The sequence below is a fragment of the Pseudodesulfovibrio indicus genome, assembly GCF_001563225.1.
Classification (GTDB): Bacteria; Desulfobacterota; Desulfovibrionia; order Desulfovibrionales; family Desulfovibrionaceae; genus Pseudodesulfovibrio; species Pseudodesulfovibrio indicus.
This window is the reverse complement of record NZ_CP014206.1, coordinates 1-22,631: the sequence shown is the minus strand read 5'-3', so window position 1 is coordinate 22,631 and position 22,631 is coordinate 1. Positions and strand designations below refer to the sequence as shown.

General features: G+C 63.2%; 23 protein-coding genes. 10 read left to right on the top strand and 13 right to left on the bottom strand.

The window, feature by feature from the left end; translation table 11 throughout:
* Positions 1-43: 43 nt before the first annotated feature.
* The 9 genes from AWY79_RS00110 (at position 44) to AWY79_RS00075 (ending at position 3,483) form a co-directional block, all read left to right on the top strand.
* Complete coding sequence (locus tag AWY79_RS00110; protein WP_066798915.1) at positions 44-391, top strand: hypothetical protein; 348 nt, start codon at positions 44-46, stop codon at positions 389-391.
* An 8-nt stretch (positions 392-399) separates the two neighbouring features.
* Positions 400-645 carry a hypothetical protein gene (locus tag AWY79_RS00105; RefSeq protein WP_066798913.1) on the top strand — a complete coding sequence of 82 codons (246 nt, stop codon included), beginning with the start codon at positions 400-402 and terminating at the stop codon, positions 643-645.
* The gene (locus AWY79_RS00100; RefSeq protein ID WP_066798911.1) at positions 638-928 is read left to right on the top strand and encodes a hypothetical protein; all 291 of its coding nucleotides are present in this window, start codon (positions 638-640) and stop codon (positions 926-928) included. Before AWY79_RS00105 ends, AWY79_RS00100 begins: the two co-directional genes overlap by 8 nt.
* A 4-nt stretch (positions 929-932) precedes the next feature.
* Positions 933-1,622 carry a DUF2786 domain-containing protein gene (locus AWY79_RS00095; RefSeq protein WP_066798909.1) on the top strand — a complete coding sequence of 230 codons (690 nt, stop codon included), beginning with the start codon at positions 933-935 and terminating at the stop codon, positions 1,620-1,622.
* 236 nt (positions 1,623-1,858) lie between these two features.
* Positions 1,859-2,158: a hypothetical protein gene (locus tag AWY79_RS00090; protein WP_066798907.1), complete on the top strand. Its 300-nt coding sequence runs from the start codon at positions 1,859-1,861 to the stop codon at positions 2,156-2,158.
* A gap of 13 nt (positions 2,159-2,171) precedes the next feature.
* Positions 2,172-2,342, top strand: coding sequence for a hypothetical protein (locus tag AWY79_RS18915; protein ID WP_158509826.1), 171 nt, complete (start codon positions 2,172-2,174; stop codon positions 2,340-2,342).
* 18 nt (positions 2,343-2,360) lie between these two features.
* Positions 2,361-2,612, top strand: a complete 252-nt coding sequence (locus tag AWY79_RS00085; protein WP_066798905.1) for a hypothetical protein — start codon at positions 2,361-2,363, stop codon at positions 2,610-2,612.
* Positions 2,613-2,696: 84 nt separating this feature from the next.
* Positions 2,697-3,128: a regulatory protein GemA gene (locus AWY79_RS00080; protein ID WP_066798902.1), complete on the top strand. Its 432-nt coding sequence runs from the start codon at positions 2,697-2,699 to the stop codon at positions 3,126-3,128.
* 1 nt (position 3,129) lies between these two features.
* Positions 3,130-3,483 carry a Mor transcription activator family protein gene (locus tag AWY79_RS00075; RefSeq protein WP_066798899.1) on the top strand — a complete coding sequence of 118 codons (354 nt, stop codon included), beginning with the start codon at positions 3,130-3,132 and terminating at the stop codon, positions 3,481-3,483.
* A 2,400-nt stretch (positions 3,484-5,883) separates the two neighbouring features.
* Here the strand turns inward: AWY79_RS00075 and AWY79_RS00070 are convergent.
* The 12 genes from AWY79_RS00070 to dnaE form a co-directional block, all read right to left on the bottom strand.
* Entirely contained in the window at positions 5,884-7,560 is a 1,677-nt protein-coding gene (locus AWY79_RS00070) for a flagellar hook protein FlgE (protein ID WP_066798895.1), read from the bottom strand.
* 65 nt (positions 7,561-7,625) lie between these two features.
* Positions 7,626-8,372 carry a flagellar hook assembly protein FlgD gene (locus tag AWY79_RS00065; RefSeq protein ID WP_066798893.1) on the bottom strand — a complete coding sequence of 249 codons (747 nt, stop codon included), beginning with the start codon at positions 8,370-8,372 and terminating at the stop codon, positions 7,626-7,628.
* Between the two features lie 12 nt (positions 8,373-8,384).
* The gene (locus tag AWY79_RS00060) at positions 8,385-10,148 is read right to left on the bottom strand and encodes a flagellar hook-length control protein FliK (RefSeq protein ID WP_066798891.1); all 1,764 of its coding nucleotides are present in this window, start codon (positions 10,146-10,148) and stop codon (positions 8,385-8,387) included.
* Positions 10,149-10,276: 128 nt separating this feature from the next.
* A complete protein-coding gene (locus AWY79_RS00055) occupies positions 10,277-11,683 on the bottom strand; it encodes a glycosyltransferase family 9 protein (RefSeq protein ID WP_066798888.1) in 1,407 nt (468 codons plus the stop codon).
* 3 nt (positions 11,684-11,686) lie between these two features.
* On the bottom strand, positions 11,687-12,901 hold the full coding sequence (locus AWY79_RS00050) for a CgeB family protein (RefSeq protein ID WP_066798887.1): 1,215 nt from the start codon (positions 12,899-12,901) through the stop codon (positions 11,687-11,689).
* Between the two features lie 33 nt (positions 12,902-12,934).
* Positions 12,935-14,356 carry a sensor domain-containing diguanylate cyclase gene (locus AWY79_RS00045; protein WP_066798886.1) on the bottom strand — a complete coding sequence of 474 codons (1,422 nt, stop codon included), beginning with the start codon at positions 14,354-14,356 and terminating at the stop codon, positions 12,935-12,937.
* 40 nt (positions 14,357-14,396) lie between these two features.
* Positions 14,397-14,861 (bottom strand): D-aminoacyl-tRNA deacylase, encoded by a 465-nt coding sequence (gene dtd / locus AWY79_RS00040; RefSeq protein ID WP_066798885.1) that lies wholly within the window; start codon positions 14,859-14,861, stop codon positions 14,397-14,399.
* Positions 14,861-15,106 carry a hypothetical protein gene (locus AWY79_RS00035; RefSeq protein ID WP_133987430.1) on the bottom strand — a complete coding sequence of 82 codons (246 nt, stop codon included), beginning with the start codon at positions 15,104-15,106 and terminating at the stop codon, positions 14,861-14,863. The genes dtd and AWY79_RS00035 overlap by 1 nt, the downstream gene beginning before the upstream one ends.
* The gene (queD, locus tag AWY79_RS00030) at positions 15,106-15,486 is read right to left on the bottom strand and encodes a 6-carboxytetrahydropterin synthase QueD (RefSeq protein WP_066798880.1); all 381 of its coding nucleotides are present in this window, start codon (positions 15,484-15,486) and stop codon (positions 15,106-15,108) included. The genes AWY79_RS00035 and queD overlap by 1 nt, the downstream gene beginning before the upstream one ends.
* Positions 15,486-15,851, bottom strand: coding sequence for a nucleotide pyrophosphohydrolase (locus AWY79_RS00025; RefSeq protein ID WP_066798879.1), 366 nt, complete (start codon positions 15,849-15,851; stop codon positions 15,486-15,488). The genes queD and AWY79_RS00025 overlap by 1 nt, the downstream gene beginning before the upstream one ends.
* A gap of 48 nt (positions 15,852-15,899) precedes the next feature.
* Entirely contained in the window at positions 15,900-16,511 is a 612-nt protein-coding gene (locus AWY79_RS00020; RefSeq protein WP_066798877.1) for a hypothetical protein, read from the bottom strand.
* Positions 16,512-16,663: 152 nt separating this feature from the next.
* A complete protein-coding gene (gene dnaE, locus AWY79_RS00015) occupies positions 16,664-20,209 on the bottom strand; it encodes a DNA polymerase III subunit alpha (protein ID WP_066798875.1) in 3,546 nt (1,181 codons plus the stop codon).
* Between the two features lie 157 nt (positions 20,210-20,366).
* On the opposite strand from dnaE, the gene AWY79_RS00010 reads away from it, so the two are divergent.
* Positions 20,367-21,620: an SLC13 family permease gene (locus AWY79_RS00010; RefSeq protein ID WP_066798873.1), complete on the top strand. Its 1,254-nt coding sequence runs from the start codon at positions 20,367-20,369 to the stop codon at positions 21,618-21,620.
* Between the two features lie 49 nt (positions 21,621-21,669).
* On the opposite strand, the gene AWY79_RS00005 is transcribed toward AWY79_RS00010, so the two are convergent.
* Positions 21,670-22,110, bottom strand: coding sequence for a hypothetical protein (locus AWY79_RS00005; protein WP_066798862.1), 441 nt, complete (start codon positions 22,108-22,110; stop codon positions 21,670-21,672).
* Between the last annotated feature and the right edge of the window lie 521 nt (positions 22,111-22,631).

Here is a 22,631-nt window from a genome sequence, read left to right as displayed (position 1 = left end):
TTGCGCGCGCTGCAAACCGCTGAGAGGCGCTGAGGCTCAGGTCATGCGCCTTCAGCGGAACACCAAGGAGTTTGTCAAGCTGCTGACCAACGCCCGCGAGGATGGCGGTTTGACCAAGGTCCAGTGCGAGGTCATGGACCGGCTGGTGGCGCAGAACGAAGCCATACTCACGGGACGGTCTGCCGAGCCTGTCGAACTCCGCACCCGGCGCGTCGAGGTCATGGCCACGACCACCGAGGCGGTCCTCGTCCGCATTGAAAATCCCGGCATCAAGACCTGGCTGCCCCGCAGCCAGGTCAAGTTCCCGGACGGTGTGGTGCGGGGGGATGTCCTTGATGTCGACATCCCCGCCTGGCTCCTGAGTAACGCATACGGCACCCCGGACAGGTAGGAGGGAGCATGAAGATACGCAAGGAATTGTACCTCCGCGAAGAGGACAAACCCAAGTTGAGCGGCTCCCAGCCGCTGCCGCTGTGGATGCCCGCCGGGTACAAGTGCAAGGGCTCCGGGGCGGCCATCGCCCGCGAGCTGCGCGACATCGATGGTGTGTTCTGCATGGGCTGCGAGCTCGGCCCCTGCGCCCTGCCCGAGGGAGTGGAGCCGGACCGGATGCTGCGCATACGGAAGGAGCAGGTCCATGGCTGATGCACCGCGCTTCAAGAAGGACTACCCCGGCAAGCAGATCACGCTTCGCCAGGACGCTCCTGAGGACCGATGCGGCCTGTTCATAGCCGGAGCCACGGCCCGGATAGACCGGCGCGTCAAGGCCAGGGACACCATGCTCGGACCGTGGTCTCTACCCGGCGACCAGGACGCCTGGTGGCTGCGCCTCAACCTGCGCTGCCCGCACTGCGGCCATACGCATGAGGCGTTCGTACCCGAAGCCTGGATTGCCCAGGGCCTCATCGTGTTCCTGGACGAGGAGTAGTGCCGTGGACCACTCCCATATCATCAAGAAAATCCAGAAGCTGTTGAGCTTGGCTTCGTCCGACAATGAACACGAGGCGGCAGCGGCGGCAGCCAAGGCACAAGCCCTGTTGTCGGAATACAACCTGGCCATGTCGGACATTCCCGAGCAAGAGACGCGGGAGACCAAGGCCGAGCGGGCCAAGGCCAGGACGCGCCAGCGCCTGGAGGACTGGGCCTTTGCGTTGGCGAATCACACAGCGGACGCCTTCGATTGCCGCTACTTCCATTCGGCTGATGGCCACACCGTTTTCGTCGGGGTCGGCGCGGATCAGGAAGTGTGCGCTTGGACGTTCCACTACCTCTATAGGACGCTGTTGCGCATGGGCTCAACATACCTGCGCGAGCAGTGCCGGAGGCTGCGGTCAAACCGGTCCAGGGACGCGGCCCGCATTTCGTATCTGAACGGCGTTGTCTACACCGTATCCAAGCGGCTCCAGGCCCAAAAGAAGGTCACCCCGGTCACGGAGTCGGCCCTGGTGCCTGTCAAGGAGAGCGCCATCGAGGCGGAAATGCCCGATGACTTGAGACACCGTGAGCCCAAAAAGCGAAAGGTCCGCGACCGCGATCTGCTGAACGGATTGCGCGATGGCCGGGCGGTTCCTCTTTCGAAGCCGCTGAACGCGGCCCAGCGAACCGTACTGCAAGAGGGATAGTAATGCTCCATTACCGCTGCAACAAGCTCCATCTGACCATCACGCTCAAAGACTGTGAAGCACTCCGCAAACGTCCACAATGGGGCGGCCAAGCCAATTGCGGCAGCGGAGGCCCCGGCAGACCGCCTCAGTGCAACGGCTGCGAAGATTGGATGCAGTGGGACGAGAGCAACGGCCAGGAGCTGACCCGATTTGAACCTAAAGCAAAAGGAACACCAACGCCCCAGGAGGGACATATGACAACCAAGAAAGTAGGGATTTGCGCAGGCTGCGGACTGGAAAAGACCCTGTTGTCCAAGACCCACTGTCACCAGTGTGTCAAGAACCAGAAGAAGGACGAACCGAAGACGGACGCGGCTCCCGCCTCGCGCAAGGTCGCGCTGGATTTTGCCCAGGACATCGACATCCTGGACGCGCTCACCGAGGCAGCGCATTGCAACTACCGCACACTGCCCAGCGAGATCCTCGCCACCCTGCGCCTCTCCATGGAGTCCGGCAACCGGCCCTTGCCTGGCGCGACCCCTTGTGACTCGTAATTTTGTAGTCGATATGTGTACCAATTTCACCTTCGACGATTACGGGACCGAACTCTTTGTCGGCGACCGCGTGACAGACGACCAGGGCCGTACCGGGACCATCAAATTCGACGATGCAGGCTTTTACATCGTTCCCGATGGAGATTTCCTGGAAGGCAATATCAAGTTCATTGAACCGAATTAAACCCACGTAGGAGATACCATGGAAGCTTTATGGAGTACCCCCAACCGGGACAAACTTGATTTCTACGGCGACACCTATTCCGTTCCCCTCGTCGCGTACAATGATAAGGGGCAGGTCCTGCCCTACATGATTCGTTGGGATTTCTTTCAGGCCGGGTGGGTCATAGCCACCCTTCCCGACGGCCCTGCGCCCAGCGACTACCCCGACATTCAAAAAGAAGTGGATACCTGGATGGACCCGCAGTTCCATTTTCAGGTCAATCGCGCTTGATCTGTAATCATCTGCGCCTGACGAGTCCGTAGGGACGAAACGCCCGCAAGGGCGTCGCGTAGCAAGCAACCTAGGAGACGGCCAATGACGACGGTATCAACCTGGAGGACCAACCTCATACGCAAGGCCAAGACGCTGCAAAAGCGCGTCCTGGTCATGCCCGACGAGGATTATCGTTTTATGTTGGAGGATAGGTACAAACAGTCCTCCACGGCTGACCTGACCATGGAGCAGCTCCAGGACCTCGTGACTCACCTGGACGTCATGGCGGGCAACAGTGCAAAGCAACGACCGTCCCGGCCCGACGCCCAGGCTCAAAAGATTTGGGCGCTCTGGCAGGCGCTCCATGAAGCCGGAGTTGTCCGCGATCCGAGTGAGGCGGCCATCAATGCCTACGTCAAACGCATGACCCGGCGCGGCAAAGCATCCGGCGTCGAGTCCTACCGGTGGCTGAATCATTACCAGGCCAGCGGTATCATTGAGGCGCTCAAGAAATGGTCGCAACGCGTGGGGTAGTATGAGCAACGAATCCAAAACCAGACAGCGCGCAGCGGCACTCTTGATTGACTTGGCCGACCGTATCGCCGACCGGGCTCGGAAGGACCTTAAGATTCCGAAAGCTCAAGCTGAAGAGTTCGGTGCGGATGTAGCGGATTACGTCGGCGAGGCTTATGGAGGGCAGAACTTCTATATCCCCATGGACATGATCGGTCGAATTCGCACTAGGGACTCTCAAATCTACGACGAGTTCACCGGCGACAACCAGGAAGAACTGGCGATCAAGTACGGATTGTCAACGCAGCACATCTACCGTATTCTCCGTAGAGAAGGTGAGCGCCGCCGCGTCAAGCAACACGCCTTGCCATTCTGATTTTACATTTCATTATATGTAACGCCGTTTCCGAATCGACCGTCCCGGTATATCCCGGATGGTCCCGGATGATCCCGATTATCTCACCCGTACCCGTTAGTTATCCCGTGAGTCGTTAGCGGGGGAAGAAGAGGATGAGAGGGTGAGAGAATGAGAGAGGAGAAGAGTAGAGAAGAGGAAGAGGAGAGCCGTCGCTGGCGCTCCTCCGTGTTTTTTTGGAGCCCTCCCGGCGGGGTTCTTTCTTTTCCGGGCGAAAAGAAAGAACCAAAGAAACGCCGGGGGGTCATCCCCGCCCACAGTTTGGCCGCTGAGAATCCGATCCGCTCGGGGCGGCTCCATCCGATCAAAAGTAGAGTGCGAGCCTCCACGAGAACGCACCTTTTATGGAATACCGAGGTGCCACGGGAGCGGAGCCGCCGCCCCTTCGCGGTCGGCTTCTAGGCGTCCAGAACAGGGCTCGCTCCCTGCTGCTTGACGGTACGAAGGGCGAAGGAAGAGGGGCCTTCGAACGGGACTTCGGGGTAGGAGAGCCACTGTTTGAGGCTGCGCCTCAAAGGTGTTCCATGGGAGGGCCTTCGGTCGGAGCGGCGGGGTATGAAAGCCGCTGTTTGGGGCTGTGCCCCAAAGATGCTCCATGGGAGGTCCGTTGGGCCGGGGGGTGGGTGATGAGAGCCGCTGTTGGGGCTGCGCCCCAAGGCGCTCCAGGGGTGCTATGGGCGAAGGTTTGGGGGTGACGGCTGTTTGAGGCTGCGCCTCGAAGGCGCGGGAGGGGATGGTCTGGAGTTGAATCGGCCAGGGCGTGTTCCACCTCTTTCACCGTCCCTCTCGTGTGCGGAGATCATTACCGCGCTACTCCCTCTCGTGCCTTACCTCCCACGCTCAGACAATCCCAGCCCAAAGAGCGGTCATTCGGAAACCGGGGCCTAGAGCCTGTTTCAAGCGCCGAAGCACAGCCCGACTGAGTCTGCCTCGGCAGACATGCCGTCAGGGCAGCGAAAGGCGCTTACAGGCTCTTGGCCACTGTTTCCGCGCAGCCGCACCGCAAACGCACTTTTTGCTTACTTTTTGGGGCGCAAGCCAAAAAGTAAGGCGCTGTAAAAGCGCAAAACGGTCTCCCACAACAGGAAAAACCCCAGACGCGGACGCGCGGCCCAAACCCACCGCGCTCCTCCCTCTTCCTCTCATCCATAAAAAGAAAATCCGTACACTCTCCCGCCAAATCCTCGGCCTCCCCGCACTCCGCCTCTTCCGCACGCCCTCTCTCGCTCGGACATTCCCGGCTCAAAGAGCGGTCATTCGGAAACCGGGGCCTAGAGCCTGTCTCAAGCGCCGAAGCGGAGCCCGACTGAGTCTGCCCCGGCAGACATGCCGTCAGGGCAGCGAGAGGCGCTTACAGGCTCTTGGCCACTGTTTCCGCGCCGCCGCACCGCAAGCGCACTTTTTGCTTACTTTTTGGGGCGCAAGCCAAAAAGTAAGGCGCTGTAAAAGCGCAAAACAGTCTACCACAACAGGCAAAACCTCAGACGCGGACGCGCGGACATCACTACCGCGCTTCTCCCTCTTCCGCCATCCCCCTCACGCTCGGAGGGTCTTCGCCCGGAGAGCGGTCATTCGGAAACCGGGGCCTAGAGCCTGTTTCAAGCGTCGAAGCGCAGCCCGACTGAGTCTGCCTCGGCAGACATGCCGTCAGGGCAGCGGGAGGCGCTTACAGGCTCTTGGCCACTGTTTTCGCGCCCCCGCACCGCGAGCGCACTTTTTGCTTACTTTTTGGGGCGCCAGCCAAAAAGTAAGGCGCTGTAAAAGCGCAAAACGACTTATCGCGACAGGGGTACATCAGACGCGGACGCGCGGACAACACTCCCGCGCTCCTCCCCCTTCCTCTCATCCATAAAAAGAAATTCGTACAATCTCCCACCAAACCCACAACCTCTCCGCGCCATCCCTCCCACGCTCGGACAATCCCGGCCCGAAGAGCGGTCATTCGGAAACCGGGGCCTAGAGCCTGTTTCAAGCGCCGAAGCGCAGCCCGACTGAGTCTGCCCCGGCAGACATGCCGTCAGGGCAGCGAAAGGCGCTTACAGGCTCTTGGCCACTGTTTCCGCGCCGCCGCACCGCAAGCGCACTTTTTGCTTACTTTTTGGGGCGCCAGCCAAAAAGTAAGGCGCTGTAAGAGCGCAAAACGACACATCGCGACAGGGGTATATCAGACGCGGACGCGCGGACGTCATTACCGCGCTCCTTCCTCTTCCTTCCCCGGCCATTTCGTGCCCGCACCAAAACCGGACGGCCCCTCCGTGTTTCCACGGAGGGGCCGCTGGGTTTCTTTACCTCCCGAGGGTCAGGCGGGAGGTACTTGGAGAAGGAGTCTTCAGTATGGGTTACTAAAGACCCTTTGGAGGCTTATCGCTTCATGGCGATGACTTCGCCGAGCATGGAATCCACGGTGGTGATCACCTTGGTGTTGGCCTGGAAGCCGCGCTGGGTGGTGATCATCCGCACGAATTCCGTGGCCATGTCCACGTTGGACTGTTCCAGGGCGTTGCCGTCGATGGTCCCCTTGCCGGTGGAACCCGCCTGGCCGGTCAGGGCCGGGCCGGACTCCAGGGTCTCGGTGAACAGGTTGCCGCCCTCACGGCGCAGGCCGTGCTGGTTGGTGAAGGTCGCCAGGGTCACGGCGTAGAGCTCCAGCACCTGGCCGTTGGAATAGTGGCCGGAGATGACGCCCTCGCGCGAGACCGAGATGTTCTGCAGGATGCCGGCGGAGTAGCCGTTCTGGCTCTGGTACAGGGTGGAGGAGCCGCCGGTGTCGTAGCTCTGGGTGGCCAGCGCCGAGACCGCCGGGTCCTTGAAGTTGGCCAGGTAGCCGGTATTGCTGATGTTGTTTCCAACATCGGCCGCTGTGGTGGGCAAAGTACCCAGTCCTCCGCCCCAGCCGATGGTTACGGGGCCGCCGGTGTTGCTCGACAAATCCTTGTTGGAGATGCCGAAATCGATCTGAAGGGGCGTTGCGTTCACGGACTCGGCGGTCGAGGCGTTTGACTTGCCCAGGAAGTTGGCCGTGCAGACCGGGTAGCCGCTGGTGGAGAAGTCCGCCAGATCCCAGTTGTTCAGGTCCTTGATGTTGGCACCGCCGTTTGACTTGAGCGTGTAGGCGGACATGCCGGACAGCTGGCCGGTGGTGAAGGTCAGGGTGCCGATCATCAGCACACCTGCGGCGGAGGTGCCGCCCTGGCCGATGGGGGTCATCAGGCCGTCGGCGCCCGACAGGACGCGGCGATCCGCATTGGGTTCGCAGGTGACCATGAATTCCCACACCGTGTCGCCGCCCGCGTTGCTCATCTCGACCGGGTCGAAGTACACAGTCAGGTTGTGGGCGGTGCCGATGTCGTCATACACCTTCAGGGTGGTGGAGTAGGCGTACAGGGTCCCGGCCAGCGGAGTCTCCTGGGTGCCGTCCCAGTTGTTGAACATGGCGAAATACGGGTCGGTTCCGCTGGTGGAGCCGTCGGCCGCCGTGGGGTCCAGGTTGGTGACGATGGACACGTTGGTGGTCGCCTTCGGCTCGGACTGGAAGTTCTCCATGCGGATATCCGTGGGGGTGCCGATGATGCGCGCGGAACTCGTGGACTGCGTGGTGGACGACGTGGTGGTCGTCACCGTGGTGGAGTCGCGCTGGATTTCCCACCCCTGCAGCACGTAGCCGTGGGGGTCGACCAGGTAGCCGTCCTGATCGAAGCGGAAGTTGCCCGCCCGGGTGTAATATTTCATGTCCTCGCCGGGGGGAGAGACAACGAAGAGTCCATCGCCGGAGATGGCCATGTCCGTGGCCGCCGTCGAGGACTCGAAGGCCCCCTGTCCCCAGTCCGAATAGACGGTGGACACGCGCACGCCGCGCCCGACCTGGCCGACGCCGTTGACCGTGGCGAAGTCGGCACTGGCAAGGTCCTCGAACTGCATCATGGCACCCTTGAAGCCCGTGGTGTTCACGTTGGCCAGGTTGTTGCCGATGACCGTCATCCTTTCGGAGTGGACCGTCAGGCCGGAAATGCCCGAGTAGAGTGATGCTCCTAAACCCATAATAACCTCCTAATCTCTTCTCCAAGAGTCGGCGGCCTCCGTTGGCTGCCGCGTGAAATTCGTATCTAGGCCCCGGCTTCCCCGTCTTCGCCCGAGGTGTCGGTGGGATCCACCACGCTCGAGGCGTCGGGATCGACGACTTCCTTGACGTTGAGCAGGTTGACGAACCGACCGTCGGCCAACCGCAGGTACTGGGTGCCGTTCTCGTTGACCACCGCGTCCACGCGCCCGGAAATTTCGGTCTGGACCATGACGTAATCGCCGCCGGTGTCCTCGCCCAGGATGCCCACGCCGTACTGGCCGTCGTCCAGCTGGTTGCCGTTCTCGTCCTTGCCGTCCCAGGTGTACTGGTAGGTCCCGGCTTCCTTGCTGCCGAGCTCCACGGTGCGGACGATGGCGCCCTCGCTGTCGTAGATGTTCATCATGATGCGGGTCACGGTTTCGCCGAAGCCGTAGTAGATGGTCGAGGCGTTGCCGTCGTCCAGGCTGACCTTGTAGCCCTCGGCCTTGACTTCCTTGCCGATGAAGCTGACCGCGGTGAGCATGTCGTCCTGGGCCATGGTCTCGTTGAGGGCGGAGATGCCGCTGTTGATGCTGGTCAACTGCTCCAGGCTGGAGAACTGCGCAAGCTGGGAGGTCATCTCGGTGTCCTCCATGGGATTGAGGGGATCCTGGTGCGTGAGCTGGGCCACGAGAATGGTCAGGAACGAGTCCTGGTCCAGGCTGGTCTTGTGCTCGTCCGGCGCATTGGAGGCGGCAAGACGTTCTTCCTGCGCTCCGAGATAGACGCCCGTTGTATCTACATAACCCATGACAATCCTCGCTTAGGCGATAATGTGCAAACCGTGGTCGGAACTAATTGCCCGTTCCCCGACAGATTGCATGTCGCGGGCCAAACCGGTGCCGTTCTGCTCCCGCATGGAGCGCATGTGGTTGCGCATGGCGACCATGGCCTCGCGCTCGCGATACAGGTTGTGTTCGCTTTCGCCGAACCAGCCATTGTGGTTGGAGTTGTCGGCAAGCCCGGTCTGGACCTCCAGCTTGTCGACCTTCAGCCCTTGAGATTCTAAAGAATTCTTAATGATGTCGAGATTGTCCGCGATGACCTTGGTGGTGTCGGCGTGCTCGGTGCGGATGGTCGCGCTGACCTCCTTGCCCTGGACCGAGAGGACCACGGACAGCTTGCCGAGGTTCTCCGGGGTGAGCTGGATGGTGAGCTGCTTGGCCCCGTTGCTCAGGGTCTTGAGGATCGCCTGGTCCACCTGGCGCATGACCTTGGGGGGGGAAACTTTTTCCGCCGCCTTGGCTGCGGCGGTCGCTGCGGTCTGCTGGGCGGCCACGGTCTTGGCCGAGGTGTCGGCGCTGGCGGCGCGCAGGTTCCCGGACGCCTTCTCTTCGGCGCGGGCGGCATCCTCGCCTCCCTGGGCATAGGCGTTGTTCCACTTGCGGTCGTGTTCGGCCTCGTAGTCCTCGTCCTTGCCCTGGGCCCCGGCGTCATCCCGGGTATTGGCGTCGGCCTTGATCGCCGCCTTTCCGGCGTCGGCCTGCTGCACGTTCCGGCGGGCGGCGTCGTCCCCGGAGGATTCCCGGCGCGAGTTGAAGGCATCGGCCATCTCCTCGCGGGCCTCGGAGTCGTTCTTGTGGTCGGCCACGCGCGGCTTCAGGTCGACGGCCGCCTCAAGCTGTGCGGCGGCGGTGGATTCCTTGTTCGCGTCACCCATGGAGGCGGCAAAGGCCTTGCCCAGGGCGCGGACCAGCTTCTGGTCCTTCTTGTCCAGACCGGCCATCTCCTGGCTGATCTTGGTAAAAGCGGCCTTGACGTCCTTGGGCAGGCTGTTGGTGGCGAAGAGTTCCTGGACCTGATTGACGAATTCCTTGGACAGCCCCATGGCCGAGACGAACGCCTCGACCTCGTCCTTGGTGAACAGGAGCTGTTTGTCCCCGGACAGGGAGTCGATCTTGGCCTCCACCTGCTTCAGGACCTGGTCCACGTTGCCCTTCTCCAGCTGGGAAATGAGCTTGGCGCTCTCCTTTTCGGAGAAGCCGATCTTGTTGAAGAATCCGGCCAGGCTGGCCTTCTGCTCGTCGCTCATCTCGGCCTTGCGCAGGTCGGCCATCTTCTTGGCCACGGTGGCCACGAACTTGCCCCAGGTCAGCCCTTCTTCGGAGTTGACCTCCTTCTCGATGGCGGCGATTTCCTCGTCGGACATGCCGTAGGCCTGGAGGTCCTCCTTGACCGCGTCCAGGTCCTCCTGGGTCATGCGGCTTTCCAGGGACTTGTCCTGCGTCTTTTCCTCGGTCCCGGTCCGGGCCTTGGTTCCCGCGACGCTGGAGGGCGTCTTCTCTTCCTCGTCCTTCACCTTGGGTGCGGAGTCGAGCATCTTCTCCCTGCTCGAGACCGGTGCCATGGCCAGTTCGTCCTCGACCATCTCCGTGTGCTCGTTGAACAGCTCGGCAAAAAGGGCGCGCCTGTCGTCCTTGGATCCGTCGTATGCGGTCTTGGTGCCGCTCTTGCCGGTGGTGGCCAGCTTGACGAGCTTGGCCGCTTCGGAAACGACTTCTGTGGCGGTGCCGGGAATATTCTGCATGCTTTTCTCCTTCGGCACACATTCAATCAAAAGGCGTGCCAACTGGGAAAAAGCTTTAAATCAGTGAGTTAAGCCCGTTTATGGGGCGGCAGAAATGACCCTTTCGGGCCGGGCGCTGCGAAAGCGGCCTAGCGGCAGGCGGCGACCAGCCGCTCCAACAGGGCCAGCACGTGCGCCCAGGCAGGGCGGGAGTAGTCGTTGTTTTCCAGGTACATGTGGGCGAATCCGGTAAAGGGGCGGGCCATGGGCGGGCTTTCGGCCCAGAAGGACTTGTCCAGCACGGCCCCGGACTTGAGGCCGTGCTTGAACTGACGGCTGATCTCCGGGACGTGGGCCAGCAGCGAACCGGCGGTCTCCTCCGCAGACTCGGCAAGGCGTTTCCAGGCCCCGGCGGGTTTGCCCTCGCCCCACAGCCCGAACAGGTGGCCGAACCAGGTCTGCCAGAAGTCCGAAGCGAGCTGCTCGGCATCGGGCGCGGCTTTGCCCAGCCGTTTCAAGGCGTAGAGGCCGAGGCCGGACTTGCCGGTCTCGGACAGGGACAGCCCCGGCAGCTCCAGCTTGCCCAGCCGCCCGGGGGTGGGCGCGGCCAGCAGCTGGCGCGCCAGGGCGGCCACCCTGCCCGGCTTGAACGGATCGTGGCAGAGCAGGGAATCCCGGGTGCAGTGCCAGCATCCCTTGGCGCAGTCCATGTCGGCCCGGAGCACGTAGTGGCCCGGGGCGAGCGGGCCGGTCTCCCACGGATTGACGTTGCCCATGGACAGGTTCAGGCATTTCAGCCCGGTCCAGGCGGCCAGGTGCATGGGGCCGGTGTCCGGGGTGATGAACAGCCCGAGGGCCTGGCCCACGGCCCCGAATTCGTCCAGCCCCAGGGTCGCGCAGAGGTTCAGGGCCGGTCCCTTGGCCAGCCGGACCACCTCCAGGCCCAAATCCTTCTCGGCCGGGCCGCCGAACAGGATGGGCCGCAGGGAGCGGGCGTGCAGCTCGTCCACCAGGGCGGCCCAGAATTCGGCGCTGGGCCGCTTGGCCGCGTCGCTGGCTCCCAGGAACAGCCCCACCTTGTTGGAGCCGGGCAGGGTTCGGGGGGCCGACAGGGTCGTGGCGGCTATTTCCATATGGGAGATGGCGTCCAGCCCGTTCAGTTCGGCCCAGTGGAACCGGTTGTAGAGATTGTTGCCCACCAGGGACGAGCGGTAGAGCTGCCAGTCGCCGTGCACGTAGCGCGTGCCGTCCGCGCTCTCCACCGGGCCGAGCTTGGTTTCGGCCCGGACCTGCCCCGCGAGGACCGCGGCCTTGGCCTGGACCGAAAGGTTGATGACCATCTCGAAGTCGTACTTCCTGAGCACGTCCGCCCCAGACCAGGGGAAATAGGTGGCCTGGGGGGAGAGGCGCATGAGCGGCTCGTAGAAGATCTTCTCGGCGGCCACGAAAATGGGGTGGCCGGGGTAGCGCCGGGCCAGCCAGAGCATGAGCGGATAGGAGAGTATCAGGTCCCCCATGCGCTGCATCTGGAGTATGAGGATCGGCTTCTCGTCCATGGGCTAACCGAAGGTTTCGCGCACGGCCTCGATGAGCGCGCGCATGCGGTGGTCGTAGGTGTGTTCTGCCAGGACCCGCTTGCGGGCCGCGTCCGCCACTTGCTTGCGGGCCGCCGGGTCGTTCAGGTACCGCTCGACCAGGGCCGGGATCTCGTCCGGGTTGCGGTAGCAGACGATCTCGCGCTCCGGTTCGAACAGCTCCTCCACCTGTCGGCGGTGATCCGTGAGCAGGAATCCGTTGCAGCACGGCACGTCGAAGACCCGCTGGTTGACCGCGCCCTTCATCTGCTGGCTGGTGCAGTTGAAATTGATTTCGCTCAGCGGATAGAAGTCGGGCAGGTCGTCGTAATAGGACAGCTCCGGATGGTAGCGCCAGCCCTGGACGGTGGCCAGCAGCTCCTGCCAGCCGGGGTCGCCGACGATGAGCGGCTCGAAGGGGATGAGCCGGGACACGCAGTCCAGCCGGTAGAGCAGGGTGGCCTGCCAGGTGACGAAGGTCTCGAAGGCCAGTCGGCGCTCCGGCTCCGGGAAGGCCGCGTACCCGGCGTGGACCTCCGGGTACTCGCGGGCCAGGAACGGCCCGGCCAGTTGGTCGTCCGACCGGGCAAAGGCGGCGGCGGCCTCCATGCCCGCGCGGAACAGCGGTTCGGACGGCCCGGCGGCGCGGGCGCGCAGCAGGGTCTTCCTGAGCATGGAGTTGCCCACGAAGGAGACTCGGGCGCGCCACGGTTCCACCGGGGTCTCGCGGTGCGGGACCAGCCGGGACGGGTCCGCGCCCAGCGGCAGGTGGAAGACGTGCGCGAACCCCATGGCCGTAAGCGAGTCCACGGTGTCCAGGTCCCAGGTGAACAGGGCGGTGCGGTCGAAATAGCGGTCCGCGTAGACCCCCAGGATGAGGTGCGGATTGTCCACGAACCAGGAGGCCAGGGGCAGGCCGTACCGCTCCAGCAGGGAGACGAGCACGCCCTCGCGGTCCACGCCCAGGTGGTTCACGGTGAGCACGAAGTCCGGCCGGAAGGAGGAAAAGGCGTCCTCCATGACGGTCACGAACTCGTCGAGGTCCATCTCCTTGGCCCCGAGGTCCAGGAGCAGATGGTCCACGCCGAGGCGGACGCAGGCGGCCTCAAGCTCGCCGATGAGAAAATACTGGCTGGTGAGCAGCAGGATGCGCGGGGTTTTTCCCCGGAATTTCGGCCAGGTCGTCAGGGATTCTTGCATTGCTCCCTTCCTATCCGCAGGGGACCCTTTTGTCTACAGGTCCTCGTCTTTGCAGGACCGTTCCTTGGTCCGGTACATGGCCTGGTCCGCCCGGTGGGTCATGGTCTCCAGGGAGTCGCCTTCGATGAACTGGGCCAGCCCGTGGCTGAACGATATCTTCACGTCGGAATCTATCTCGGCCAGGGCGCAGGACACGCGGTGGATGAGGGCTTCGGCCTCGGCCATGCCGCCGTCCAGGAGGATGACGAACTCGTCGCCGCCCCAGCGCGCCAGCAGGTCCGTGGGCCGGATGGTCCGCCTGGTGGTCTCGGCCACGGTGCGCAGCACCTCGTCGCCCTTGATGTGGCCGTAGACGTCGTTGATCGCCTTGAACTTGTTCAGGTCCAGGATGACCACCGAGAAGGGGATGCCGTAGCGGCCCGCCTTGTAGGCGGACTCCTCGAACGCCTCGTCCAGCGCGCGGCGGTTGGCGGCCCCGGTCAGCGGGTCGGTCTTGGCCAGCCGTTCCAGTCGTCCCTGGTAGTGGTTGATGGTCAGCGTGCAGAGGATGATGATCAGCACCGAGGCGAGCAGGCCGATGATCACGGTGCGCACCAGGTTGTTGCGCGCCGAGACCAGCGCCGAGGTCTCGCTCTGCTCCACGATCAGATACCACTTCAGCTCCGGGATGTAGCGGACGGAAAGGAGGTAGTGCTGGCCCTCCCAGTCGTACTCGAAGCTCCGCGCCTCGTCGTTCGCGGCGAGGATGGCCGGGGCCACGTCGCGGATGCCCCCGGCCTTGGTGATGTAGTAGCGCTCGATGCGCGAGCGGTCGCGGTGGACCTGGACCAGGCCGTCCTGGTCCACCAGGTAGACCTCGCGCGAGTACTCGGCGCGGGCCTGCTCCAGCAGGGCGGTGACCCGGTTGATGTTCACGCCCACTCCGGCCACGCCCAGGAGGCGGCCCTTTTCGTCCGTGACCCGGAAGTTGACGAAGATGGTCAGCGCGCCGTCCTCGGCCTCGTTGGTGTCCACGTCCAGGTCGAACTCGTGACCGGTGCGGACAAAGGCGTAGTACCAGACGTCGTGCGGATCGCGCGGGCCGACCTTTTTGAGGATGCCGCCCTGGTAATAGTAGTTGTCCGTGACGGCAGAGACGAAGAAGGTGGTCAGAAAATCGTATTTTTCCCGCAGCTGGCTCAGGTAGTCGGTGATCGGGCCGAGATCCTTCTCGCCGTCCTCGATCCACTCCTTGAGAAAGGCGTCGTGGGCCATGGAGGTGGAGACGAGGATGGGCCGGAGCATGTCCGAATGAACCTCGGAATAGATGTTCTTGCCGGTCAGAGGCAGGGAGGAATTGAGCAGCTCCGCGCGCACGGCGGCCTTGGTGAAGGCGTAGTTGACGAGGCTGGTCGCCAGGAACGCCACGACCAGTATCAGGGTCAGGGCGGTGATGAGCTTGGTCTTTACGGACATGGGGGGAGTTTAGGGGAGCGGGGGCCGAAGGGCAACCCCTCTAGAGGTCGTCGGAATCGAGAATGATGGTCACCGGGCCCCAGTTGGTGAAGTCCAGGTGCATCTCGGCGCCGAACCGCCCGGTGGCGAACCCGGCCGGGGCCAGCCCGCGAGCGTCCTCCACGAACCGGTTGAACAGGGACTCGGCGATGTAGGGGTGGCAGGCGTCGGTGAAGGAGGGGCGGCGGCCTCTCTTGCAGTCTGCGTACAGCGTGAACTGGGAGATGAGCATGACGTCGCCGGAGATATCGGTCAGCGAAAGGTTCAGCTTGCCTTCCTCGTCCGGGAAAATCCGCAGGTTGATGAGCTTGTCGAGCATCTTCGACCATTTGGGGGATTCCGGCAGGTCCGCCTTGTCCGCGTTGCCGAATCCGACCAGGACCAGCAGGCCGGTGCCGATCTCGCCGACCACGGTCTCGTTCACCGAGACCGAGGCGCGGCTCACGCGTTGGATGACGATGCGCATCACTGCACTCCGGCGGGCTGTTCGGTCACGGGGGGCTGCTGCTGGGCCTCGCGGACGCAGCCGCGCGACAGGGTCCCGAAGAGGAAGAAGCAGACAAAGGCCAGGAAGGCGATGCCGCTCAGTATCCGCTTGGGGTTGGTCCGCGAGTCCTTGGGGATGAGCAGGGAGGTCATCAGCTTGCCGTAGGACATGCCGTTGATCTCGCCGCGCTTCTCTTCCTTGCCGTTGTTTCCGGTGCCGGTCATCATTCTTCCCAGTAGGTGGCCTTGGACGAGCCCTTTTCCGAGACCGAGACCTCCACCAGGGAGACGTGGCCGGGCAGGTTTCCCTTGAGGTTGCGGTAGATGAACATGGCCAGATTCTCGGACGAGGGGTTGATCTCGGTGAAGCACTCCACGTCGTTCAGGTGCTTGTGATCGAGCTTGTCGAGCACGGTCCTGGTGCGGGCCTTGAGGTCCTTGAAATCGAGGAGGTACTGGACCTTTTCGTCCAGGGTGTCGCCCTCGACCACCACCTCGACCCCGAAGTTGTGGCCGTGCATGTTCTCGCACTTGCCGCAATAGTTGCGCAGCTGGTGCGAGGCCGAAAATTCCTGCGTTATGGTCAGCTTCCATTTGCCGGGCATCACTTGGACTCCTTGTAATCGTCAGGCCGCAGGTACCCGTCCCGAAACGATTCGGCCGGGTACTTCCGTTCGTTGATCTCGCATTTTTCGTGGGCCGCCGCAACCAGGTCGATGCCGGTCTCGTCGGCCAGCCGGACCAGGTAGATGAGCACGTCCGCCATCTCCTCGGCCACGCGGCGCTTGCGGTCCTCGGGCAGCGCCCGGCTCTCCTCCGGGGTCAGCCACTGGAACAGCTCGTTCAGCTCCCCCACCTCGCCGGTCAACGCCATGACCAGGTTCTTGGGCGTCTGGTGCTTCTGCCAGCGGCGGTCCTCCACGAACCTGCGGTGCCGCTCGTTGAGTTCGGTCAGGGTGTCTTTGCTCATGGGCGGATGATTGTCCGGCGCGGGCCGGTTGTCAATGAAAGGGGCGCGCTACTTCTTCCGGTTCAGCACTTCCTCGCGCAGCTTGCGGGCCAGCTCCTCGCGGGCCGGTTCCAGCCCCTCGCGGTACCCCTTGGCGTCGCCGTACTCGAAGAACTGCCGGTAGTGGCCGTGCACGGACTTCACCGGGCGGGCGTGGCGCACGGGGCACCAGTACTGCTCGGTGCGCGCGGCCACCTCGCGGACATAGGCGATGACTCCGTTGAAGTAGCCGCAGTACATGCAGTTCAGCTTCTCGATCCAGTTCAGGTAGCCCAGGTTCTGGCGGTCGATGATCACGTAGTCGCGCCGCCGGGCAAAGGGGATGCCGTAGATGGGGAAGCAGATGTACTGGTACAGGGTGACCACCAGGTCCAGGATCAGGCAGGGGATGATCGCGCCCCAGATGATCGGGATGGTCAGGATGATCAGCGGCCCGGAGTCGTACACGTAGTCCAGCCACTTCTTGAGAAATTCGTGCTGCTTCTCCTTGATCTCCCGGGAGAAGCGGACCTTGTGCCTGCGGATGGTGTATTCCAGGTCCTCGCGCTTGGCGCGGAGTTCGGTCTCCAGCTCGCCTTCCAGCTGTTCGATCTTCAGCAGCAGTTCGTCGATTCGGCTCATGGGTTTCCTTGGGGTGGAGTAGAGGGTTCGGTAGATGGACTTTCGGAACGAGTTGTCCGGACGATACCCGATCCGCGGAGCGGCGACAAAAAGTTTTGGAGGGTTCTTGGGGAACCTTTTTCAAAAGGTTCCCCAAGCCGCCGGAGGCATCCCTATTCCTCGTTCGCGGCCTTGTACAGCTTGGCGTCGCCGTTCTGCCAGGCCTCTATCTCCTTCCAGAAGTCGCGGCCCGGATAGACCTTCCAGCCGTTGCCCAGCCGCAGGTTGACCACCGAGTCGCGGGTGATCAGGCCGAGGTTCACGGCAGTGGAGCCGGGGTAGCGCTGGAGGACCGCCTTGAGCGCGTTCAGGTGGGCGTCCTCGGCATTGCGCTCGCCGATCCACAGGGACACCGGCTGGTCCGAGCCCTGGACCGCGTCGGCCAGGAACAGGACCTTGTCGGCCAGGATCTTGGCGGACTTAGGCGCGTCCTCCGGCCCGGACTGGTCGTCGCGCTGGTCGATCTTGCCCTGGACCAGCAGGGGGCGGTCCGCGTCGAGCAGCTCGCGCGCCTCGGCGTAGACGTTGGGCAGCATGGTGACCTCGCCGGAGGTGGTCAGGTCTTCGGCGGTGCAGAACGCCATGGGGTCGCCCTTGCGGGTGATGAATTGCTTGAAATCCGGGATGATGACCGCCACGCGCACCTCGGTGCCGTTGGGGATGGTCTTGCATTCCTCCAGGGTGACCGTGCGCAGCCGGTGCATGTCCTGGCGGTAGGCCAGCAGCGGATGGCCGGACAGGAAGAAGCCGAGGACCTCCTTCTCCAGTTGGAGCTTCTCGCGGTCGTCGAACTCCTCGCACAGGGAGCAGGTGGGGGTGTGGGCCGGTTCCGTCTTGGCCCCGCCGCCGAGCATGTCCAGCATGTTGAGCATGCCGGACTCCTTCTCCTTGGCCTTTTTCTGGCCGAGCGCCACGGCCTTTTCCAGGTCCTCCAGCAACGCCTGGCGGGAGCAGGAGAAGCAGTCGAGCGCGCCCGCCTTGATCAGCGATTCCAGGACCCGCTTGGTCACCCGGCGCAGGTTCACGCGCTCGCAGAAGTCGAAGATGTTCTTGAACGGACCGTTCTCGGTCCGCTCGGCGGCGATCTCGTTGATCGCCTCCTCGCCCACGTTCTTGATGGCCGCCATGGCGAACAGGATCTCCCCGTCCTTGACCGAGAACCGGGCCTGGCCCGCGTTGATGTCCGGCTGGCGGACCTTGATCTCCATGTCGCGGCAGGCGTTGACGTACATGATGATTTTTTCGGTGTTGTTCATTTCCGTGGACATCAGGGCGGCCATGAACTCCACCGGGAAATGCGCCTTGAGGTAGGCGGTGTGGTAGGAGATGAGCGCGTAGGCCGCGGAGTGCGACTTGTTGAAGCCGTAGGCCGCGAACTTCTCCATGGTGTCGAAGATCTCGTTGGCCACGGTCTCGTCGATCTTGTTTTCGCGCGCGCCCTCCAGGAACCGGGAGCGCTGCTTGGCCATCTCCTCGGCGATCTTCTTGCCCATGGCGCGGCGCAGCAGGTCGCCCTCGCCGAGCGAGTAGTTGGCGATGGTCATGGCCGTGGCCATGACCTGCTCCTGGTAGACCATGACGCCGTAGGTGGGCGACAGGGTGTCCGTGAGGGACGGGTGCGGGTAGGTGACTTCGATGTCGCCGTGTTTGCGCATGATGAATTCGTCGACCATGGACACGCCGTGCGCGCCGATCATCCCCAAGGGGCCGGGCCGGTACAGGGCGAGCATGGCCACGATGTCCTCGAAGCAGTCCGGGCGGAGCATGCGCAGGTACTTGCGCATGCCGGACGATTCCACCTGGAAGATGCCGTCCGTGTCGCCCTTGGCGAAGATGGCGAAGGTGGCCGGGTCGTCCAGGGCCAGGGTGTCGAGGTCCGGGGCCTTCTTGCCCTGCTCGCGGATGATGTCCAGGCAGTCCTCGATGACGGTCATGGTCCTGAGCCCCAGGAAGTCGAACTTGATCAGCCCGACCTTCTCGACCTTCTTCATGTCGAACTGGGTCACGATTTCGCCCTTCTTCCCCTTGTAGAGAGGAAGGTACTCGGTCATGGGCTTGTCCGAGATGACCACGCCCGCCGCGTGGGTCGAGGCGTGGCGGCACAGCCCCTCCAGCCTCGTGGAAATGTCGATGAGCTTGGCCACCTTGGGGTCGGTGGCGACCATGTCGTCCAGCTCGGTCACGCCCTTGACCGCGTTGGGCACGGTGATCTTGGCCTTTTCCACGCCCAGGAGCTTGGCCATGATGCCGGGGTCGTCCGGGATGAGCTTGGCGATGCGGTCGGTCTCGCCGAAGGACATGCCCAGCGCCCGGCCCACGTCCTTGATGACCGCCTTGGTCTTCATGGTCCCGAAGGTGGTGATCTGGGCCACGCGGTCGAAGCCGTACTTCTCGGCGCAGTACTTGACCACCTCCAGGCGGCGGCGCTCGCAGAAGTCCACGTCGATATCCGGCATGGACACGCGCTCCACGTTCAGGAATCGCTCGAACAGCAGGTCGTAGGGGATCGGGTCGAGGTTGGTGATCTTCAGCGACCAGGCCACGATGGACCCGGCTGCCGAGCCGCGCCCCGGCCCCACCGGGATGCGGTTGTCCTTGGCCCAGTTGATGAAGTCCTGGACGATGAGGAAGTAGGCCGGGAACCCCATCTGGATGATGACCCCCAGCTCGTAGTCCAGCCGCTTCCAGTACTTGTCCTCGTCCACCTCGTAGGTCAGGGTCGCGAGCCGCCGCTTGAGGCCTTCGCGGCAGAGGCGGTCGAACTCCTCGTTCATGGACACGCCTTCGGGCAGCTCGTAGTGCGGGAAATAGTAGTTGCCGAGCTCGATCTCCAGGTTGCACTGCTCGGCGATGCGCTGGGTGTTCAGGATCGCCTCGGGCACGTGGGCGAAGGCCCGCTCCATCTCCTCCGGCGTCTTGAAGTACAGCTCGCGGGTCTCCATGCGGAACCGCTTCTCCGCGTCCACCGTGGTCTGGGTCTGGATGCACAGCAGGGTGTCGTGGGCCTCGTAGTCCTCGGCGGTCAGGTAGTGGCAGTCGTTGGTGGCCACCAGGGGCAGCCCGGTTTTCTCCGCGCACTTGACGAGCAGCTCGTTGAGCCGGGTCTGCTTGCCGATGCCGTTGTCCTGCAGCTCCAGGTAGAAGTTGCCGGGGAAGATGGACTCGTAGATCCGGGCCATCTCCGCGCCCGCGTCCACGCCTTCGTTCATGAGCTTGCGGGGGACCTCGCCGGCCAGGCAGGCGGACAGGGCGATCAGCCCCTCGGAGTACTTCTTGAGCAGATGCTTGGACACGCGCGGCTTGTAGTAGAACCCGTCCAGGTAGCCGATGGAGACCAGCTTGATGAGGTTCTTGTACCCCTGCTGGTTCTTGGCCAGCAGCACCAGGTGGTAGCCGCCGCCCTGTTCCTTGCGCAGGTGGGCCTCTTCGTCGTCCAGGTCGCCGGGGGCCACGTAGACCTCGCAGCCGATGATCGGCTTGATGCCGAGCGCCTTGGCCTCGGTGTAGAAGGTCACGGCCCCGTACATGGACCCGTGATCGGTGATGGCCACCGCGGGCATGCCCAGGTCCTTGGCCCTGGTGAGCAGGTCGTTGATGCGGATGGCGCCGTCCAGAAGGCTGTATTCTGTATGGACGTGAAGGTGAACGAATTCGGCCACTTAAACAAACTCCTTGGGTTCGATCACGGATGATAGCGTAAAGCAGTGAGGAGTTCCAGAAGCATTTGGGAAGGGGGGCTGGCGGTCCCATTCGCGTATTGACATGGCGGCGCGAACGCGGTCCATTGCATGACGAACCTCTGACCCGGGAGTCGACTTGGAACCGCTGACCGACGTCACCGCCTATCTCTGGCACCGGCTGCCGCTGATCCTGCTCTTCGGGTGCGGGTACCTGGTGTACCAGCTCATGGCCGCCACCCGGATCACCGACGGGTTCGTGTCCTGGGCGTTGCGCCGCAGCCGGGGGCGCGCCTCCCTGGTCCTGTTCTACGTCATCGCCGCGTCCGCCGCGCTCTCGTCCTTCATCCCCAACACCATCACGGTGCTGACCTTGATCCCGGTGCTCAAGCGGCTGGACCGCGACTTCGCCCGCCAGGGGGTGGGCGGCATGACCACGGTGCTCATGTGCTCGGCCATCTACGGCGCGGCCATCGGCGGCATGGGGTCCATGATCGGCTCGCCCGCCAACGCGGTCCTGTTCGCGGCGCTCGATCTCTTCGATGTGGCCGGGCGGGACCGGATCACCTTCTTCAACTGGTTCCTGTGGTCCGTGCCGCTGGTGGTCGCCTTTGTGCTGGCCGCCTGGTTCGTGGCCGCGGGGCTGGGGCTGCCCGGCGCGGCCCGCCACGTCGTGGCGGACATGGCCTGCCTGGGCGCCGGAGAGAGGGCCGACGCCCGACAGCGATACGGGGCGCGGCTGTTCTGGCTGTACATGGGATATTGGGTGCTGGAGGCCGTGGCCCGCGAGAACCTGGCGTGGTTCGCGCCGCTCTCGCCCGTGGCCGCGCTGCTGTTCGCCGGGCTGTTCCTGTATCTGCTCTTTGTCCGGCCCGCGCCCGACGGGCTTGCGCGCTCCGGCCCGCTGCTCGCGCCCGGCGACCTGCTTAAGTCCGTGCCGCGCCGGGGGCTGATCTTCATCCTGGCCCTGGCGGTCCTGTTCGGCGTGGTCCACTGGACCGGGCTGGACAAACGGGCCGTGGTCCTGGCCGGGGAACTGCTCAGGGGAGACATGTCCCCGTGGACGCTCTTCCTCCTGACCATCCTGGCGGTCATCTTCCTGACCGAGGTGCTGTCGAACACCGCGGTGGTGGCCGCCTTCTTCACCATCGCCTTCTATGCGGCCAAGGGACACGCCATGGACCCGCTGCCGTTGATGATCGGGGTGGGGGTGGCCTCCACCTGCGCCTTCATGACCCCCATCGCCACCACCTCCAACGCCCTGGCCTTCGGCGAGATGCGGGGCGCGTCGCTGACGCGCATGCTCGGCATGGGGCTCGTCCTCAACGTGCTGGGCGCGCTGCTCATGACCGGCTGGCTGGGCTGGGTCCTGCCCTTGATCTACGGGCGCTAGGAAGGGGTGCGCCTCCCGGCGGCGCGACGGGTGCGGGGGCTATGCCCTGCTAATCCTTGAACAGCTGCTTGATGTCCTTGACGTAGGAGAAGGTGCGCAGCTTCCATCCCCGGCCGTCGGGGTTGTAGTAGTAGATGTCGAAGGTCTTGGGCAGGTTGGGGAAGAGCAGGATATAGCGCAGCCGGAGCACGGTCTTGCCCGCATGCTGCTTGAGCACCTGTTCGTAGCCCAGCGGCTTGCCGTTCTTCTTGTACTCGCTGTAGATCTCGAACTTGAGCTTGTCCATGGCGTCGGTCTTGGCGTTGCCGAGCAGGGCGTTGAAGGCGTTGTCGAGCTGGCCCTGGACCATCAGGTCGAGGAACCGTTCGGCGTGCGCCTCCGGGCCCTCCTGTTTCCAGCCGGACGGCGGTTCGATGTCGGCGGCCTGGGCGGCGGGCGCGGCCAGGGCCAGGGCGAGGATCAGGAAGAGGGCGGTATACAGTGTGCGCATGGGGTGCTCCTTTGGTTTGTGAGAGGGACCATAGCAGAGTTCCCCGGGGGGAGCGAGGGGGGGGCGTCCGGTTCCGGTCCGGGAACGTACCTATATATAATGAATGGGTCTCCTCAATGCGTTTCACAGGGCGTGTGGAAAGGTGCGACAATTATGATTGTAAAATCAGTATGTTGAGAAGAAGCGTCGATTTTCTCGAAAAAAGCGCTTGACCTGTGGAGGGGTTTCACCTAGAACTCCTCTTCGCCGCTGGGGAACACCCCGAACGTGACCCCGAGCGGCTTGTTCTTTCTCAAATATTTTGAATGGTTAACACCAACTGACCAACCTGAAAAAAGTTGAAAAAAGGTGTTGACGGGGGCGACGCAAAAGCATAGTTTCCCCTTCCTGCCTGAGGGCGGGACGTTCTTTGAGAAAAAGACGAAATGGTCTTTGACAATTAAATAGCGAGTTGAGCAAATAAGATCACGAAATCACAGCCCGTTTAATAACGAGTTTGAAGAGTGATCAACATTCTCCAA

Excerpts from the sequence above, each read along its gene's own strand:
- AWY79_RS00110 (WP_066798915.1), top strand. The coding sequence starts at position 44 with ATGCGCCTTCAGCGGAACACCAAGGAGTTTGTCAAGCTGCTGACCAAC.
- AWY79_RS00105 (WP_066798913.1), top strand. The coding sequence starts at position 400 with ATGAAGATACGCAAGGAATTGTACCTCCGCGAAGAGGACAAACCCAAG.
- AWY79_RS00100 (WP_066798911.1), top strand. The coding sequence starts at position 638 with ATGGCTGATGCACCGCGCTTCAAGAAGGACTACCCCGGCAAGCAGATC.
- AWY79_RS00090 (WP_066798907.1), top strand. The coding sequence starts at position 1,859 with ATGACAACCAAGAAAGTAGGGATTTGCGCAGGCTGCGGACTGGAAAAG.
- AWY79_RS18915 (WP_158509826.1), top strand. The coding sequence starts at position 2,172 with ATGTGTACCAATTTCACCTTCGACGATTACGGGACCGAACTCTTTGTC.
- AWY79_RS00085 (WP_066798905.1), top strand. The coding sequence starts at position 2,361 with ATGGAAGCTTTATGGAGTACCCCCAACCGGGACAAACTTGATTTCTAC.
- AWY79_RS00080 (WP_066798902.1), top strand. The coding sequence starts at position 2,697 with ATGACGACGGTATCAACCTGGAGGACCAACCTCATACGCAAGGCCAAG.
- AWY79_RS00075 (WP_066798899.1), top strand. The coding sequence starts at position 3,130 with ATGAGCAACGAATCCAAAACCAGACAGCGCGCAGCGGCACTCTTGATT.
- AWY79_RS00070 (WP_066798895.1), bottom strand. The coding sequence starts at position 7,560 with ATGGGTTTAGGAGCATCACTCTACTCGGGCATTTCCGGCCTGACGGTC.
- AWY79_RS00065 (WP_066798893.1), bottom strand. The coding sequence starts at position 8,372 with ATGGGTTATGTAGATACAACGGGCGTCTATCTCGGAGCGCAGGAAGAA.
- AWY79_RS00060 (WP_066798891.1), bottom strand. The coding sequence starts at position 10,148 with ATGCAGAATATTCCCGGCACCGCCACAGAAGTCGTTTCCGAAGCGGCC.
- AWY79_RS00055 (WP_066798888.1), bottom strand. The coding sequence starts at position 11,683 with ATGGACGAGAAGCCGATCCTCATACTCCAGATGCAGCGCATGGGGGAC.
- AWY79_RS00050 (WP_066798887.1), bottom strand. The coding sequence starts at position 12,901 with ATGCAAGAATCCCTGACGACCTGGCCGAAATTCCGGGGAAAAACCCCG.
- AWY79_RS00045 (WP_066798886.1), bottom strand. The coding sequence starts at position 14,356 with ATGTCCGTAAAGACCAAGCTCATCACCGCCCTGACCCTGATACTGGTC.
- dtd (WP_066798885.1), bottom strand. The coding sequence starts at position 14,861 with ATGCGCATCGTCATCCAACGCGTGAGCCGCGCCTCGGTCTCGGTGAAC.
- AWY79_RS00035 (WP_133987430.1), bottom strand. The coding sequence starts at position 15,106 with ATGACCGGCACCGGAAACAACGGCAAGGAAGAGAAGCGCGGCGAGATC.
- queD (WP_066798880.1), bottom strand. The coding sequence starts at position 15,486 with ATGCCCGGCAAATGGAAGCTGACCATAACGCAGGAATTTTCGGCCTCG.
- AWY79_RS00025 (WP_066798879.1), bottom strand. The coding sequence starts at position 15,851 with ATGAGCAAAGACACCCTGACCGAACTCAACGAGCGGCACCGCAGGTTC.
- AWY79_RS00020 (WP_066798877.1), bottom strand. The coding sequence starts at position 16,511 with ATGAGCCGAATCGACGAACTGCTGCTGAAGATCGAACAGCTGGAAGGC.
- AWY79_RS00005 (WP_066798862.1), bottom strand. The coding sequence starts at position 22,110 with ATGCGCACACTGTATACCGCCCTCTTCCTGATCCTCGCCCTGGCCCTG.